Source organism: Actinomadura fibrosa (assembly GCF_900659615.1).
GTDB classification, from domain to species: domain Bacteria; phylum Actinomycetota; class Actinomycetes; order Streptosporangiales; family Streptosporangiaceae; genus Spirillospora; species Spirillospora fibrosa.
This window is the reverse complement of the sequence record NZ_CAACUY010000009.1, coordinates 26,695-42,910: the sequence shown is the minus strand read 5'-3', so window position 1 is coordinate 42,910 and position 16,216 is coordinate 26,695. Positions and strand designations below refer to the sequence as shown.

14 protein-coding genes are annotated in these 16,216 nt (G+C 74.0%); 9 read left to right on the top strand and 5 right to left on the bottom strand.

Translation table 11 applies throughout. The annotated features are described in order from the left end of the window. Positions 1–87: 87 nt before the first annotated feature. Positions 88–903: a class I SAM-dependent methyltransferase gene (locus E1300_RS05790; RefSeq protein WP_131755832.1), complete on the top strand. Its 816-nt coding sequence runs from the start codon at positions 88–90 to the stop codon at positions 901–903. A 20-nt stretch (positions 904–923) separates the two neighbouring features. Here E1300_RS05790 and E1300_RS05785 read toward each other — a convergent pair whose 3' ends face one another. Continuing rightward, positions 924–1,712, bottom strand: coding sequence for an SDR family NAD(P)-dependent oxidoreductase (locus tag E1300_RS05785; protein WP_131755831.1), 789 nt, complete (start codon positions 1,710–1,712; stop codon positions 924–926). A 182-nt stretch (positions 1,713–1,894) separates the two neighbouring features. Between E1300_RS05785 and mshA the strand changes: the two genes are divergently transcribed. Genes mshA through E1300_RS05770 form a run of 3 tightly spaced genes read left to right on the top strand, consistent with a single transcriptional unit; the run spans position 1,895 to position 4,529 of the window. Continuing rightward, positions 1,895–3,238: a D-inositol-3-phosphate glycosyltransferase gene (gene mshA, locus E1300_RS05780; RefSeq protein ID WP_131755830.1), complete on the top strand. Its 1,344-nt coding sequence runs from the start codon at positions 1,895–1,897 to the stop codon at positions 3,236–3,238. Further along, positions 3,235–3,753: a type III secretion system chaperone family protein gene (locus E1300_RS05775; RefSeq protein ID WP_131755829.1), complete on the top strand. Its 519-nt coding sequence runs from the start codon at positions 3,235–3,237 to the stop codon at positions 3,751–3,753. Before mshA ends, E1300_RS05775 begins: the two co-directional genes overlap by 4 nt. An 11-nt stretch (positions 3,754–3,764) precedes the next feature. Beyond that, positions 3,765–4,529 carry a phosphoglyceromutase gene (locus tag E1300_RS05770; RefSeq protein WP_131755828.1) on the top strand — a complete coding sequence of 255 codons (765 nt, stop codon included), beginning with the start codon at positions 3,765–3,767 and terminating at the stop codon, positions 4,527–4,529. A 96-nt stretch (positions 4,530–4,625) separates the two neighbouring features. Here the strand turns inward: E1300_RS05770 and phoU are convergent, their stop codons facing one another. Further along, the gene (gene phoU / locus E1300_RS05765; RefSeq protein ID WP_131755827.1) at positions 4,626–5,288 is read right to left on the bottom strand and encodes a phosphate signaling complex protein PhoU; all 663 of its coding nucleotides are present in this window, start codon (positions 5,286–5,288) and stop codon (positions 4,626–4,628) included. A 233-nt stretch (positions 5,289–5,521) separates the two neighbouring features. Between phoU and E1300_RS05760 the strand changes: the two genes are divergently transcribed. Beyond that, entirely contained in the window at positions 5,522–6,745 is a 1,224-nt protein-coding gene (locus tag E1300_RS05760) for a sensor histidine kinase (RefSeq protein WP_131755826.1), read from the top strand. Between the two features lie 5 nt (positions 6,746–6,750). Next, positions 6,751–7,422 carry a winged helix-turn-helix domain-containing protein gene (locus tag E1300_RS05755; RefSeq protein WP_503104928.1) on the top strand — a complete coding sequence of 224 codons (672 nt, stop codon included), beginning with the start codon at positions 6,751–6,753 and terminating at the stop codon, positions 7,420–7,422. Between the two features lie 72 nt (positions 7,423–7,494). Here E1300_RS05755 and E1300_RS05750 read toward each other — a convergent pair whose 3' ends face one another. After that, positions 7,495–8,466 carry a hypothetical protein gene (locus tag E1300_RS05750; protein WP_131755824.1) on the bottom strand — a complete coding sequence of 324 codons (972 nt, stop codon included), beginning with the start codon at positions 8,464–8,466 and terminating at the stop codon, positions 7,495–7,497. Between the two features lie 185 nt (positions 8,467–8,651). After that, a complete protein-coding gene (locus tag E1300_RS05745) occupies positions 8,652–9,518 on the bottom strand; it encodes a hypothetical protein (RefSeq protein ID WP_131755823.1) in 867 nt (288 codons plus the stop codon). Positions 9,519–9,983: 465 nt separating this feature from the next. On the opposite strand from E1300_RS05745, the gene E1300_RS05740 reads away from it, so the two are divergent. From E1300_RS05740 to E1300_RS05730, 3 genes are all read left to right on the top strand, one after another. Next, positions 9,984–10,466 carry a CarD family transcriptional regulator gene (locus tag E1300_RS05740; RefSeq protein WP_067459337.1) on the top strand — a complete coding sequence of 161 codons (483 nt, stop codon included), beginning with the start codon at positions 9,984–9,986 and terminating at the stop codon, positions 10,464–10,466. Positions 10,467–10,488: 22 nt separating this feature from the next. After that, positions 10,489–10,959 carry a 2-C-methyl-D-erythritol 2,4-cyclodiphosphate synthase gene (gene ispF / locus E1300_RS05735; protein ID WP_131755822.1) on the top strand — a complete coding sequence of 157 codons (471 nt, stop codon included), beginning with the start codon at positions 10,489–10,491 and terminating at the stop codon, positions 10,957–10,959. Between the two features lie 263 nt (positions 10,960–11,222). Continuing rightward, the gene (locus E1300_RS05730) at positions 11,223–14,888 is read left to right on the top strand and encodes a chemotaxis protein CheB (RefSeq protein ID WP_165502692.1); all 3,666 of its coding nucleotides are present in this window, start codon (positions 11,223–11,225) and stop codon (positions 14,886–14,888) included. Here E1300_RS05730 and fahA read toward each other — a convergent pair. After that, positions 14,870–16,138 carry a fumarylacetoacetase gene (gene fahA / locus E1300_RS05725; RefSeq protein ID WP_131755820.1) on the bottom strand — a complete coding sequence of 423 codons (1,269 nt, stop codon included), beginning with the start codon at positions 16,136–16,138 and terminating at the stop codon, positions 14,870–14,872. The two genes, E1300_RS05730 and fahA, sit on opposite strands and share 19 nt — an antisense overlap. Positions 16,139–16,216 lie beyond the last annotated feature (78 nt).

The window sequence follows — 16,216 nt, the reverse complement described above, 5'->3', positions numbered from 1 at the left end:
AATCGCTTACCGAATCTCATTCAGTGGCCCCGGGCCAACGATCCGGGGACGGGACGAGAGGGTGCGCGCAGGCGGGAGGATGGGGGCGTGAGGACGACGCGGAAGCCGCAAGGGGAGGTCACGCGGGGCACCACCGCGCCCAACCGGCTGCGGCGGGTGGACCGCTGGATCGCCGCCACGCAGACCGCGGTCCTGCGCACCGGCGACCGGCCCCTCGCCGTCGACCTCGGCTACGGCGCGTCGCCCGTCACCACGTTCGAGCTCTACCGGCGGCTCCGCGCCGTCTCGCCCCGGCTGGAGGTCGTCGGCATCGAGATCGAGCCCGAACGGGTCGCCGCCGGGATCGCCTTCACGGCCGCCACCGGCCCGCACGATGGGCTGTCGTTCCGGCGCGGCGGCTTCGAGCTGCCGGTCGAGCGGCCCCCGGTGCTCGTCCGGGCGTTCAACGTTCTCCGCCAGTACGACGAGGAGGCCGCCTGGCGGGCCTGGGACGGGCTGCGCGGCCGCCTCGCCCCCGGCGGCGTGCTCGTCGAGGGGACGTGCGACGAGATCGGCCGCCGCGCCGTGTGGGTCGCCCTCACCCCGGACGGCCCGCGGACGATCACCTTCGCGGCGCACCTGCCGACGCTCGACCGCCCCTCGGGCCTGGCGGAGCGGCTGCCGAAGACGCTCATCCACCGCAACGTGCCCGGCGAGCCCGTCCACGAGCTGCTCGCGGCGTTCGACCGCTGCTGGGCGACGGCGGCCCCGCATTCGGCGTTCGGCCCCCGCGCCCGCTGGATCGAGGCGGTGTCCCTCCTCGCGCGGTCGCACCCCGTGCTCACGCGCCCTCCCTACGGAGGACGCGGGCGCTGGCGGCTGGGCGAGGTCACGCTGCCCTGGTCGGCGGTCGCGCCCCGCTGAGCGCTAACCGCCCAGGAGGCTCAGGTCTCGCGGTGGAGCTTGTGCGGGGCGGCCTGGACGCGGGGCTGCACGTCGATCCGGTCGATGTTGACGTGCGGCGGGCGGGTGACGGCCCAGGCGATGCAGTCCGCGATGTCCTCGGCGACCAGCGGCTCGGGGACGCCCTCGTACGGCTTGGCCGCCCTGTCCTCGTCCCCGTGGAACCGGACGAGCGAGAACTCCTCGGTCTTCACGAGCCCCGGCGCGATCTCGGTCACGCGGACGGGCTCGGCGACCAGCTCCAGGCGCATCACCTCGTTCACCGCGTACGCGGCGTGCTTGGCGGCGTTGTAGCCGCCCCCGCCCTCGTAGGGGACGTGGCCGGCCAGCGATGTGATGTTCACCACATGCCCGGCGCCGCTCTCCACGAGCCCGGGCAGCAGCGCCTTCGTCACCCGGACGAGGCCGAGCACGTTCGTCTCGTACATGGCGCGCCAGTCGGCCAGGTCGGCGGTCGCGACGCTGTCGAGCCCGAGCGCGCCGCCCGCGTTGTTGACCAGCACGTGGCAGCCGCCGCCCCGCCCGAGGACGCGGGCGGCGAGCGCGTCCACCGACTCCTGCGACGTCACGTCCAGCTCGATGGGGACGACCCGCCCGGCCTGGCCCGGGCCCGCGCCCGGCACGGTGCCGGCGATCTCCTCGGCCAGGGCGTCCAGGCGGTCCTTGCGGCGCGCCGCAAGGACGACGTTGAACCCCTCCGCCGCGAGGCGCCGCGCCGTGGCCGCCCCGATCCCGCTGCTCGCTCCGGTCACCACCGCCGTCTTACGCATGCGCCAAGCCTCTCAGGTCCGCGAACCGCCCGCCGCCCCGGGGTCACGGGCGTCTGAGCCGGTGGCCGGGCCGGTGAGCGGGCCGGTGAGGTGGGTCACTGTGGCGGTTCGTGACGATTGTCGGCCGTCATCCGGGAACACCTCATCCGCTCGATAGGTTGTGCTGTCGGAGGTGGTGTCTGGTGTCGCGTCGTATCAACCGAGTTGCGACGGTCAGTGTTCATACTTCGCCTCTCGACCAGCCCGGCACGGGCGACGCGGGCGGCATGAACGTCTACATCGTCGAGGTCGCCAAGCGGCTCGCCGCCCGCGGCGTCGAGGTCGACGTCTTCACCCGAGCCACCTCGCGCGACCTGCCGCCCGTCGCCGAACTGGCCCCCGGCGTGCTCGTCCGGCACGTCGTCGCCGGGCCGTTCGAGGAGCTGGACAAGACCGAGCTGCCGCGCCACCTGTGCGGCTTCACCTCCGGGGTGCTGCGCGCCGAGGCCTCCCACGAGCCCGGCCACTACGACCTCCTCCACACGCACTACTGGTTGTCCGGGCAGGCCGGATGGGCCGCCAAGAAGCGCTGGGGCGTCCCGCTCGTCCACTCGATGCACACGATGGCGAAGGTGAAGAACGCCGCGCTCGCGGACGGCGACAGGCCCGAGCCGCCCGAGCGGGTGCTCGGCGAGGAGCTGGTCGTGTCGTCGTCCGACCAGCTCATCGCCAACACGGCCGAGGAGGCCCGCGAGCTGGTCGAGCTGTACGGCGCCGACCCGAAGCGCGTCGCGCGCGTCAACCCCGGCGTCGACCTGTCGGTGTTCCGCCCCGAGTCCCCGCTGCTCGCCCGCGGCACCGGCCTGCTGCCGCACCGCACCGGGCCCGCCCGCCGCCGCCTCGGCCTGCCCCGCGACGCCTACGTGCTGCTGTTCGTCGGGCGGATCCAGCCGCTCAAGGCGCCGGACGTGCTGCTGCGCGCCGCCGCCCGCATGCTCGCGGACGACCCGTCCCTGCGCCCGCGGCTCGTCGTCGCGGTCGTCGGCGGCCCGAGCGGCAGCGGCCGGTCGCGCCCGGAGGGGCTCCAGGCGCTCGCCGCCGAGCTCGGCATCGCCGACGTCGTCCGGTTCGAGCCGCCGAGCCCGCAGGCCGTGCTCGCCGACTGGTACCGCGCCGCGGACGTCACCGTCGTCCCGTCCCACAGCGAGTCGTTCGGGCTCGTCGCCGTCGAGTCGCAGGCGTGCGGCACCCCCGTCGTCGCGGCCCGCGTCGGCGGCCTCCGCACCGCCGTCGCGGACGGCGAGTCGGGGATCCTCGTCTCCGGCCACGACCCCGCCGACTACGCGGCCGTCCTGCGCCGCCTCCACGCCGAGCCCGGCCTGCACGCCCGCCTCGCCCGCGGCGCCGTCCGCCGCGCGCAGGGCTTCGGGTGGGACGCGACCGTGGACCGCCTGCTGGAGGTGTATACCGGAGCCATGTCCCTCCCCGCCGTGCGCCTCGCGCCGCCCACCCTGACGTCCCGGCTCACCGCGGAGGTGACGGCATGAGCGAGAGGGAGCCCGTCAAGGTCATCCGGCAGGCGCTGGACGCGGCCGAGCTGGAGTACGAGGAGCCGCGCGAGGACGCGTTCTTCGTCAAGCTCCCCGGCCAGCACAAGCTCGCCACCATGACCTGGCTGATCGTCGGCGACCACAGCCTGCACGTGGAGGCGTTCTTCTGCCGCCGGCCCGACGAGAACCACGCCGACTTCTACCGGTTCCTGCTGGAGAAGAACGGCCGCATGTACGGCGTGAGCTTCGCCCTGGACGACGTCGGCGACGTCCACCTCGTCGGCAGGGTCTCGCTCGACTCGATCAGCGCCGAGGAGGTCGACCGGCTGCTCGGCTGCGTCCTCACCTACTCGGACGAGAACTTCGACAAGGCGCTGGAGCGCGGCTTCAAGAGCTCCATCCAGCGGGAGTGGGACTGGCGGGTCAAGCGCGGCGAGAGCCTCGCCAACCTGCGGGCCTTCGCCTCCTTCGCCGACCCGGCCAACCGCGAGGGGGCGGAGGAGGGCCGCTAGGCTCTGGTCCTATGGCGACCCTGGTATTGCTCCGGCATGGTGAAAGCGTCTGGAACGCGGAAGGGCTGTTCACCGGGTGGGTGGACGTGGACCTTTCGACGAAGGGCGAGAGCGAGGCGACCAAGGGCGGCGACCTGCTGCTCGACGCCGACATCACCCCCGACGTGGTGCACACCTCCCTGCTGAAGCGGGCCATCCGCACCGCGAACATCGCGCTGGACGTGGCCGATCTGCTCTGGATCCCCGTCAAGCGCTCGTGGCGGCTGAACGAGCGGCACTACGGCGCGCTCCAGGGCAAGAACAAGGCCCAGACGCGCGAGGAGTTCGGCGAGGAGCAGTTCATGACCTGGCGCCGCTCCTACGACACCCCGCCGCCGCCCATCAAGGACGACGACCCCCTGTCGCAGGTCAACGACCTCCGCTACGCCGAGCTGCCGTCCGAGCTGATCCCGCGGACCGAGTGCCTCGCCGACGTCGTGGACCGGCTCCTCCCGTACTGGTACGACGCGATCGTCCCCGACCTGGCCGCGGGCAAGACCGTGCTCGTCGCCGCGCACGGCAACTCGCTGCGCGCGCTCGTCAAGCACCTGGACGACATCGGCGACGAGCAGATCGTCGGCCTGAACATCCCGACCGGGATCCCGCTCGTCTACGAGCTCGACGACGACTTCGCGCCCCTGAAGCGCGGCGGCGAGTACCTCGACCCGGCCGCTGCCAAGGCCGCCATCGAGGCCGTCAAGAACCAGGGCGCGGCGAAGAAGCCCAAGAAGAAGTAGCGAAGGCCCGGCCGCTCAGGGCCGGAACGGAAGAACCCGTCGTGACCGCTTTGCGAGGCGGTCGCGACGGGTTCTTCTCGTAGGCGCCGGGCGCCCTCAGGGGAGGTCGTTGATCTCCTCGGGGCGCTGGCCCGTGACGAGGTAGACGACGTCCTCGGCCACGTGGACGGCGTGGTCGGCGAAGCGCTCGAAGTAGCGCCCGGCGAGCGTGATGTCGACCGCGGGCTCGACGCCGTGCTTCCACTGGGGCGACAGCAGGACGTCGAACAGGCGGCGGTGCAGCCGGTCCATCTGGTCGTCGTCGGCGTCCAGCTCCAGGCCCATCTCGACGTTCTGGGACGCGATCACGCTGCCGGTCTTGGCGATCATGCGCTCGGCGATCTGGCCCATCTCCAGGACGGTCGCCTGGAGCTCGGGCGGGACGGCCGACTCGGGGTGGCGGCGGCGCGCGGTCTTGGCGATGTGCACGGCGAGGTCGCCCATGCGCTCCAGGTCGCCGCTCATCCGCAGCGCGGTGATCAGCGTCCGCAGGTCGCCGGCGACCGGCTGCTGCCGGGCCATGAGGTCGAACACCGTCTCCTCGATCTCGGTGTCGATCTTGTTGACGTGCTCGTCGCTGCTGATGACCTCTTCGGACAGGCGCAGGTCGGCGTCCAGCAGCGCGGTCACCGCGCGGGCCATCGCGGAGCGGACGAGCCGGGTCATCTCGACCAGCTTGTCGGAGAGGGAGTCGAGCTCCTCGTGGTAGGCGTCGCGCAATTCAACTTCCCTTGTGCGAGTCGGGGCGGTGCGAGGCGGAAACGGAGGGGATTTTTCGGACTTAAGTGACGATAGTGGCGCCGTGCCGGGCCGGCGGGCGTACTCGCCCACGCCACATCGTGCCTGACCTGCGTGAACCGACCCGTAGAAGAAGGTGAACTTTCGGCGAACGAGACCATCTCGGGAGGCAGGGCGGCGCGGTCCACGGCCGATCGCCGCTTACGATCCGTGGTGTGGAGGTCGAGATTGTCGCGAGCCTGACCGGGCTCGCCGGGCTCGCGATCGGGCTCGCGACTGGATTGGCGGTGCGCGTGAGCGAGCGAGCCCAACGGGTGACCACCCCGGCGGCGCCTGTCGGCGTCCTTCCCCCGGGAGTCGCCTCGGTGCTCAGTGTCCTGCGTTCTTCGGCGGTGGTCGTGGACGGCGAGGACCGGGTCCTGCGCGCCAGCTCGGCGGCGCGGGCGTTCGGCATGGTCAGCGGCGACCGGCTCGTCCTGGACGAGCTGCTCGCGATGGCCCGGCTGGTGCGGCGCGACGGCGAGATCCGCGAGACGGAGATCCAGGTCGGGCCCGGACGCGGCCGGGGCCGCGCCGACGGCCGCTGGTTCGCGGTCCGGGTGGCGCCGCTCGGCTCGCACGGCCTCGTCCTCGTCCTCGCCGAGGACCTCACCGAGCTGCGCCGCACCGAGGCGATCCGGCGCGACTTCGTCGCCAACGTCAGCCACGAGCTCAAGACGCCCGTCGGGGCCCTGTCGCTGCTCGCCGAGACCGTCGAGGGCGCCGCGGACGACCCCGAGGCCGTCCGCCGCTTCGCCGGGCGCATGCAGTACGAGTCGGTCCGGCTGACCAACCTCGTCCAGGACCTCATGACCCTCTCGCGCATCCAGGGCGACGAGCCGCTCCCCGAGCTGCACGCCGTCGGCCTGGACGAGATCGCGGTCGAGGCGCTCGACCGCTGCCAGATCAAGGCGTCCGCGAAGGACATCGAGCTCGCCGTCGGCGGCGAGGACGGCCTCCAGGTGCGCGGCGACGAGGAACTGCTGATCACCGCGCTGCGCAACCTGATCGACAACGCCGTCGCCTACAGCCCCGAGCACACCCGGGTCGTCGTCGCCACCCGCCGCTGCGACGACCAGCACGTCGAGATCAACGTCACGGACCAGGGCATCGGGATCCCCGACACCGAGGTCGAGCGCATCTTCGAGCGGTTCTACCGGGTCGACCCCGCCCGGTCCCGCCAGACCGGCGGCACGGGCCTCGGCCTGGCCATCGTCAAGCACGTCACCACCAAGCACGGCGGCGAGGTGACCGTGTGGAGCAAGGAGGGGTCCGGGTCCACGTTCACGATCCGGCTCCCGCTGCTCGACGCGTCCCCCAACGGCGTCCCGCCCGCCGCCGAGACCCGCCCCGCCGAGGGCGCCGCACTGAATGAAACCGCCCGGGAGGCAACACCGTGACCCGCGTGCTCGTCGTGGAAGACGAAGAGTCGTTCAGCGACGCACTGTCGTACAACCTGCGCAAGGAGGGCTTCGAGGTGGCGGTCGCCGCCACCGGCCCCGACGCGCTGGACATCTTCGAGCGCAACGGTGCCGACCTCGTGCTGCTCGACCTCATGCTCCCCGGGCTGCCCGGCACCGAGGTGTGCCGGGAGCTGCGCGCCAAGTCCAGCGTCCCGGTGATCATGCTGACCGCCAAGGACAGCGAGGTGGACAAGGTCGTCGGCCTGGAGCTCGGCGCCGACGACTACGTCACCAAGCCGTTCTCCACCCGGGAGCTGATCGCCCGCATGCGCGCCGTCCTGCGCCGGCAGGGCGAGGTCGAGGAGCTCGCCCCGGCGACGCTGGAGGCCGGGCCCGTCCGCATGGACGTGGAGCGCCACGTGGTGAGCGTCGGCGGCGACCCCGTCCAGCTCCCCCTGAAGGAGTTCGAGCTGCTGGAGGTGCTGCTGCGCAACGCGGGCCGCGTCCTCACCCGCATGCAGCTGATCGACCGCGTCTGGGGCGCCGACTACGTCGGCGACACCAAGACCCTGGACGTCCACATCAAGCGCCTCCGCGCCAAGATCGAGTCAACCCCGTCCACGCCGCGGTACATCGTCACCGTCCGCGGGCTGGGCTACAAGTTCGAGCCGTGACCGGCGCCTGAGACGCCGAACGGCCCGCGCGGCGCTTGCCGCGCGGGCCGTTCCGTGTCCAGTGGGCGGTGCTCACCCTCCGGGCGTGGTGGGCGCGCCTCCCGCCGGCGTCTCCGAGGTCTCCTGGGAGGGCGACTCGGAACCGGCGCCGGGCGACGCGCTCTCGGACGGCGCGCTTCCGGACGGCTCGGCGGGCGACGGCGACCCAGGCTGCACAGGCGTCCCCGCCGAGACGGCCGTGAACCCGGCGTACTCGCCCTGCTGCGGGACGACCGGCACCGACAGGTCCACCGAGCCGGCGTTCTGGAACTGGAGCCGGAGCTGGACGCGCTCGCCGCCGTAGATCTCCCGGTTGAGGCCCGAGAGCACCACGAGCGGCGTCTTGCTCCCCGGCGCGACCGGGACCGGCGAGCCCGTCGCCGGCGCGGACGGCGTGTTGCTCGACTCCGGCGTCGACGAGGTGTTCGGCGTCGCGCCCTGGCCCGTCGGCTGCGGCGTGGCGCCGCTGCTCGGCTTCTCCGACACCTCGCTGGACGCCTCGCCGGACGGGCTCGCGGACGGCGACTTCGACTTGTCGGCGGAGGGCTTCTCGCTCTTCTTGCCGGGCGTCTCCGACACCGGCGCCCCCGGGCTCGCCTGCCCGGCGGCGCCCTCCAGCCGGACCGCGCTGCCGACGCCGTTCGGCTGGGCGGCCGGCAGCGCCAGCCCGCCGCCGCTGATCTTCGCCTGGGCGAAGCTCGGCGAGCTGATCGAGACCAGCCGGTCCTCGCTCTTGGCGTGATTGATGATCATGGCGTAGAGCGGCAGCGAGCTGCCCTGCCGGAACACCGTGTCGGGCTTCGGGCCCAGCAGGAACATGTTGCGGATGTCGAGCTGCGGGGCCTCCGGCCGGTCCCGCGGCACCGAGGCGTTGACGCCCTCGGTGAGCTGCGTGGGAGCGGCGGTCTGTGGGGTGCTGCCGGCGCCGCAGCCGGAGATCACCGGCGCGGTCGCGACGGCGCCCGCGACGGCGAGCGCGACCACTCGACGGCTGTTTCGGATCACGGCGTCGATCTCCTCGCGAAGTATGTTGTCGGTAGCGGTCCTGTGCGGCAGGGGCGTCGCAGCGGCGGAGACCCGCCGCGGAAGCGGCCCTGCGAGCATGGAAGCGGCGCGAGACACGCCAGGGGAAGCGTAGCGAGGCCCGACCGGACGCCCCGCTCCGGGGTGGCCGACACGGCCGGAATTTCTCAGCCGGAGCGGAGCGCCTTGACCTTGTCCGTCAGCTCGCGGCCCGGTCGCGGACCCTGCACGACCTCGCTGACGACCCCGTCCGGCTGGACGAACACCGCCGTCAGGCCGTCCGCGGTGGCGGGCACCGCGGCGGCGGACGGCCCCGGGGGACCGGACGCGCCCGGAGCCGCCGAGACCGAGACGGACGGCGGCACCGAGGGGCCCGGGGAGGCGCCGCCGGACGCGACCGGCGCCGGGGCGTAGGCGTCCGCGAGGATGCCCTTGCCGTCCTCCAGGAGCAGCGGCGTACCGGCGTGGGCGGTGCCCGCGCAGGCCCGCAGGTCCTTGAGGGACATGGGCTCGCGCCCGCCCGAGGGCCGCGGGTCGGCCACGAGCCAGAAGTTGAGCTTGTACTCCTGCGTCCGGCCCGCGAGCTCCGCGACCACGGCCTCGCACCGGTACCCCGGCGGGACGATGCCGATCACGCCGGGGCGCACGTCGCCCAGCGGGATCCGGGTGTGCTCGCGGTCCACCCTGTCGACCTCGCCCGCGGGCAGCAGCCCGCCGATCCGGCCGGGGCTCGCCGACGGCCGCGGCGCCAGCTGCGCGGCGGTCGGACGGGGCGCGGGACGGGGCCCGAACGCCGTCATGAGGGCGCCGCTGACCAGCGCGATCAGCAGCGCGCCCGCGATGATCGGGATGGCGACGCCGAAGCGGGTGAACGGCCGCAGGACCCGCCGCACCCGGGCCCGGCGGCGCCGGCGGCGCTCCTCGCGGCGGTAGGCGGCCACGTCGCGCTCCAGCTCGCGGGCGTCATCGGGCACGACGACGTCAACGCGGGGGAGCCCGTAGTCGTCGGGCTCCGGGTCGCCGTCCGGCCTCACGCCGCACCTCACCCTCATTGGCCGCGGGACGGGCCGGGCGTCCCTCGCGCCGCGGGAGCGCCCACGAGGAACCCCTGCCCTATTCGGACCCCTTCGGGCGCTTCGTACCCGCGCGGCCCGGCATGTTCACCTTCCAGTATGGAGCGCTTGGCGGGGATGCACAGGGGGATCGGCGGCGGATCCGCGGCGGGCGGCAGGGGGCGGCAGGGCGGGCGGCGCGGCGGAACGGGGAAGTGTCCAGTGCGGTCCCTTGTCCGGGCGCGCCCCTTGCCGGTATGGGCGGATCGCCGCGTTCCAGGTGGCCCGACGGTCACGCTCCGTACGGGGAACAGGGGCCCGATGCACTATTAAAGGCCTTTGTCAATACCCCAATAAGGGGCTTGACCTGCGCATATGTCACTAAGGTCGGTGCAGCCACGCTCGTTTCCGTGCTACCCTGGTTCTAGCGGAAGGGGTACTTGTCACATGACTTTCCAGGTCGGCGACACCGTCGTCTACCCCCACCATGGGGCTGCTCGGATCGAGGCCATCGAGACTCGCACCATCAAAGGTGAGGAAAAGACCTATCTGGTCTTGAAGGTCGACAAGGGCGACCTGACAGTGCAGGTCCCGGTCGAGAACGTCGAGGACGTCGGCGTCCGGGACGTCGTCGGCCAGGAGGGGCTGGAGAAGGTGTTCGAGGTGCTCCGCGCACCCTACACCGAGGAGCCCACGAACTGGTCGCGCCGGTACAAGGCGAACCTTGAGAAGCTCGCCTCCGGCGACGTGAACAAGGTCGCCGAGGTCGTCCGCGACCTGTGGCGGCGCGACAAGGAGCGCGGCCTGTCGGCCGGCGAGAAGCGCATGCTCGCCAAGGCCCGGCAGATCCTCGTGAGCGAGCTCGCGCTCGCCGAGAAGACCAACGAGGACAAGGCCGAGGCCCTGCTCGACGAGGTCCTGGCCAGCTGAGTTGAGCGCACGGCTTCCACGGGTGGGCGTCGGTACCGACGTCCACCCGTTCTCGTCGGAGCCGCGCCCGCTCCGGGTCGCCGGCCTCGACTGGCCCGGTGAGGGCACCGGTCTCGCCGGGCACTCCGACGGCGACGTCGCCGCGCACGCCGCCTGCGACGCCCTCCTGTCGGCCTGCGGCCTCGGCGATCTCGGGGCCGTCTTCGGCACCGCCGACCCGCGCTGGTCCGGCGCGTCCGGCACCGCCCTGCTGGCCGAGGTCGCCCGGCTCGCCGCCGCGGCGGGCTTCGAGATCGGCAACGTGTCCGTCCAGGTCGTCGGCAACCGCCCGAAGATCGGCAGGCGCCGCGCGGAGGCCGAGAAGACCCTGGGCGAGGCCCTGGGCGGCGTCCCCGTCAGCGTCTCCGCCACCACGACCGACGGGCTCGGCCTGACCGGCCGCGGCGAGGGCCTGGCCGCCATCGCCACCGCCCTGGTCGTCCCCACCTCCTGACCCGCCCCGAAGCCGGCGCTCCGGCGCACGCCCCGGGCGGCGACTCGGCGCATCACTCGGCCCCCGCGCTGCGCACGATCCGGCTCCGGCCTCCGCCCCGGTAGAGGTGGCCGGTCGCCTGGTTCTCGGGCGCGTTCCGGAGTTCGGCGGAGACGGAGGGGCGCTCCGGACATGCGGCGTATAGTCGTCAGCACGACCGTGCGGCGATGCCGCGACGTGACGATGTCCCGGGGGCACGCACGTTCCAGGAGGGACCAGCCACGGTGCCTGACGAGCCGGCGCGGGACATGGCGTCCGGCGCCTTGAAGGTGGTGGCGCTCGTTGCGTCCGCCGGGGGCCTGGAGGTCATCGGCGCCGTCCTGCACGATCTTCCGGGGGACCTGTCGGCGACCGTGCTCGTGGCGCAGCACATCGGCCAGAAAAGCGCGCTCGCCACCCTCCTCGCCCGGCGCACGCGGCTGCCCGTCGAATGGGCCGCCGACGGGGCGCCGCTGCGGCCCGGACGGGTCCTGGTGTGCCCCGCCCGCAGCGTCCTCGAAGTGCTGCCGGACGGGACGTGCCTCGTGTCCGCCGCGGAGCCGGGCGTCCGGGAGCGCTCCTTCGACCTGCTGCTCGGCTCGCTCGCCACCAGCTTCGGCCCGGAGGCGCTGGCCGTCATCCTCTCCGGCATGGGCCGCGACGGGACGGCCGGCGCGATCGCCCTGCGGAGCAAGGGCGGCACGGTCCTCGCCCAGAGCGAGGACACCGCCGCGTACGCCGCGATGTCGCGGTCCGCCGTCCGCGCCGGCGCGGTGGACCTCGTCCTGCCGCCGCACGAGCTGGGCTCCGTGATCGACGAGCTGGTCCGCGGCGGCCGGCTGCCCCGCTCGCACGCCGAGCTGGAGGCGGGCAGGATGCTGTTCGAGGGCCAGGGCCCGGCGCGCGCGGCCCTGCTCGCCGTCGACTGGTCCGCCACACCACTCGGTCGCGTCGCGGGGTGGCCGCGGTCCCTGCGGACGATCGTGCGGACGGTGCTCGCGTCCGGTATCCCCATGCACGTGGGGTGGGGGCAGGAGGGCACGCAGCTGTGCAACGACGCCTTCGCCGCGCTGATCGGCGCCCGGCATCCCGCCGTCCAGGGCGCTCCGCTCAGGGACACGTGGGGTCCGATGCCGGAGGACGTCTGGGCGATGTACCAGTCGGTGCTGCGGACGGGCCGGACGCACCACCTGGACGACTTCGAGGTGGTCCTCGACCGGGGCGGACGGGAGGAGGAGGCGCTGTTCCGCTGCTCCTTCGACCCCCTCTACGACGACAGCGGCCGCACTCGCGGGGTCCTCACCACCGCGGTCGACATGACCGAGCGGCAGCGGGCCCGGCGGCGCCTCGCGGCGGTCCACGCGGTCACGGCCGCCACCACGGGGAACCGGACGATCGAGGAGGTCGGCGCGGGCCTCGCCGAGGCGCTGGCCCCGCACGCGCGGGACCTGCCGTTCGTCCTGCTGTACCTGCTCGACCGGGGCAGGGGGCGCGCGGACCTGGCGGCGGCCGTCGGCACGGGCCCGGCCGGGTCGGTCCCGCAGGTCGTGGACCTGCACGGCGGCGCCGCGGCGCGGGCGCTCGGCAGGGCCATGGCCGAGGGCGCGCCGATCGTCTCGGACGACCTCGGCGAGGCGTTCCCGGGCCTCGTGGGCGCGGGGGCGAGCACCGCCGTCCTGCTGCCGGTGTACGCCGTCGCGGGCGAGACGCCGGTGGCGGTGCTCGTCGCCGGCCTCAACCCGCGCCTGCCCTGGGACGGCGACTACCGCCGCTTCCTGGAGCTGCTCACCGGGCAGGTCGGCGCGCGGGTGGCGGAACTGTGGTCGCTGCGCCGGGTGGAGGAGCGCGAGCAGCGGATGGCGGAGCTGGACCGGGACAAGGCGGAGTTCTTCCACAACGTCTCGCGCGAGTTCCGCACGCCGCTCACGCTCGTCCTGAACCCGCTGGAAGAGATCCTCCGGGCCACCGGGGACCTGCCGACCGCGCTCGTCGCCCAGATGGAGGGCGCCGTCCGCAACGCCCGCCGCCTGCTCACCCTGGTCGACGCCCTGCTGGACGCCTCCGCGCTGGAGGCGGGGCGCGCCGCCCCGCGGTTCGAGCCCACGGACCTGGCGGAGCTGACCACCGGGATCGCCGAGCTGTTCCGGGACGCCGCGGACCGCGCGGGGCTCCGGCTCGTCGTGGACTGCCCGCCGCTGCCGCAGCCGGTGTGGGTCGACCGCCGCATGTGGGAGCGGATCGTCGCGAACCTGCTGTCGAACGCGCTGAAGTTCACCTTCGACGGCGAGATCGCGGTCGAGCTGCGGGCCGAGGCCCGGCACGCCGAGCTGGCCGTCCGGGACACCGGCGCCGGGATCCCCGCGGACGAGATACCGCACCTGTTCCAGCGGTTCCACCGCGTCCGGGGGACGCGGGCGCGCACCTCCGAGGGCGGCGGCACGGGCCTCGCGCTCGTCGCCGGGCTGGTCGAGCTGCACCAGGGACGCGTCCACGTGCGCAGCCGGGAGGGGGAGGGCGCGCGGTTCACCGTCTGGATCCCGCTGGTGCCGCCCCCGGACGCCGAGGAGCGGCCCGGCCGTGCCCCGGGCCCGGACACCGCGGCCGCGCTGGACGTCGCCGCCGCGCTGGCCGCGGAGGCGGGGCGCTGGGTGGCGGAGGAGACCGGCGGCCCGGGACGGTCCCCGGACGCGGCGGGCGACACCCTGATCCCGGGCACCGCCTTCTCCTTCCGGGAGCGGACGCGCGGGTCGCGGGTGCTCATCGCCGACGACGACGCCGACCTGCGCGACTACCTGCGCCGCCTGTTCCGCCCCTACTGGCAGGTGGAGGTCGCCCATGACGGCAAGCAGGCCCTGGAGTCGGCACGGCGCATCCGTCCCGACCTGATCCTCGCCGGCGCGGCCATGCCCGCCCTGGACGGGTTCGGGCTCCTCCAGGCCCTGCGGAGGGATCCGCACCTGGAGAGCGTCCCCGTGATTCTGACGACGGCGCGGACCGGGGAGGAGACCGCGGTCGAGGGGCTCCTCGCGGGCGCCGACGACTACATGACCAAGCCGTTCTCGTCGCGGGAACTGGTCGCGCGCATCGGCGGCCGGATCGAGCTGGCCCGGCTGAGGCGCCAGGCCGAGGCCCGCCACCGGGCGCTCGCCGCCGCGAGCTGGGACGTGACCTACCGGATGAGCGCGGACTGGAGCGAGATGCACGCGCTCGACGGCCACGGCTTCATCGCCGGCACCGAGGAGACCACCGGCGGCCGGCTCGACGACGACATCCACCCCGACGACCAGGCGATGGTCACCGAGGCGATCCGGGAGGCCGTCCGCACCCGGGGGAGGTTCGAGCTGGAGCACCGCGTCCGCCGTCCCGACGGCACCCTCGGCTGGACGCTGTCGCGGGCCGTTCCCATCCTCGACCACCGCGGCGAGATCATCGAGTGGGTCGGCGCCGCCGGCGACGTGACCGCGCGCCGGGAGGCCGAGCTCGCGCGGGCCCGCGGGGAGGAGCGGCGCTTCCAGGTCCTCGCCGAGATGACCGGCCGGATCGTGTGGGAGGCCGACGCCCGCGGCCTGGTCCGCCGCGACTCCCCGTCCTGGCGGGCCTGCACCGGGCAGGCGCCGGAGGCCTTCCGGGACCTCGGCTGGCTGGAGGCCGTCCACCCCGACGACCGCGCCGGCGCCGAGCGCTCCTGGCGCGCGGGCGTCAGTGCCGGCGAGCCCTTCGAGCTGGCCTTCCGGCTGCTGCGCGCCGCCGACGGCTCCTGGCACGCCATGCGCGTGCGCGCGGCCCCGGTTCGCCGCGACGACGGCCTGGTCGGCTCCTGGATGATCGTCGCCGACCCCCCCCCGCTGCGGCGGGGGAGCGCTGAGGCCGCGCTCCCGCCGGAGCGCGGACGTCAGGGCAGCGGCGGATGAACGGTCCCGGTGACCTCTCCCAGGGAGATCACCGAGCCGGAGGCGCCCGGCGCCTTGCCGCGGATCGTGACCGTGTCGCCGTCCTCCAGGAAGGCGCGCTTGGTGCCGTCGGCCAGCTCCACCGGGTCCTGGCCGTTCCACGTCAGCTCCAGGAGGCAGCCGCGCTGCTCGCGCTCGGGCCCGGACACCGTCCCCGAGGCGAACAGGTCGCCGGTGCGGAGCGGCGCGCCGTTCACCGTGGCGTGGGCGAGCTGCTGCGGCGCCGTCCAGTACATCGAGGCGAACGGCGGCCGCGCGGCGACCTGCCCGTTGATCAGCACCTCCAGGTGCAGGTCGAGGCCCCACGGCTCGTCGCAGCGCAGATAGGGCGCGGGCTCGGGGAACTGGGCGGGCGGGGCGACGCGGGCGGGCTCCAGGGCGGCGAGCGGCACCACCCACGGCGAGATCGACGTCGCGAACGACTTGCTGAGGAACGGGCCGAGCGGCAGCGACTCCAGCGCCTGGACGTCGCGCGCGCTCCAGTCGTTGACCAGGACGAACCCGAACACGTGGTCGCGGAACGCCGACGTCGGCACGCCGCGTCCCGCCGACGACGGCACGCCCGCCACGAAGCCGACCTCGGCCTCGACGTCCAGCCGCAGGGACGGGCCGAACGACGGCTCCTCCTCGCCCGGCGCCCGGCGCTGCCCGGACGGGCGGATGATCGGCGTCCCGGACGGGTACACCGTCCCGGAGCGGCCGTGGTAGGCGACCGGCAGCCGCTTCCAGTTCGGCGCCAGCGGGTTCCCGTCCGGCCGGAAGATCCGGCCGACGTTCGTGGCGTGGTGCTCGGACGAGTAGAAGTCGACATAGTCGGCGACCTCGATGGGCCGCAGCAGCTCCACGTCCGCCAGCGGGATCAGGTGCGGCTCGACCTCCGGCCGGGCCGACCCGTCGGTGAGCAGGTCGACGAGCCGCGCGCGGTTGGCGCGCCACGCGGCGCGCCCGGCCACCATGAAGGCGTTCAGCGAGCCGGACGCGAACCAGCGGCGGTCCTCCACGAGCCCGGCGGCCGCGAGCCCGGCCAGGTCGAGCACGTACCCGCCGATGGCCACGCCCACGCGGGGCAGCTCCCCGGAGCGCGAGAACACCCCGTACGGCAGGTTCTCGACGCCGAAGCCGCCGTCCTCGTCGACCTCAAGCCACGCGGCGTCCCCGCGGGGGCGTTCCGCCGCACCCCCGGAGCCGGCGCCGTCGGAGTCAGTAGTCATGCTCACGTTTCTTCCCCGGTGGGAGGCTTTCCCATCAGGCTCAGCGCGATCAGATCTCACGGCGGGCGCGCGGGACCC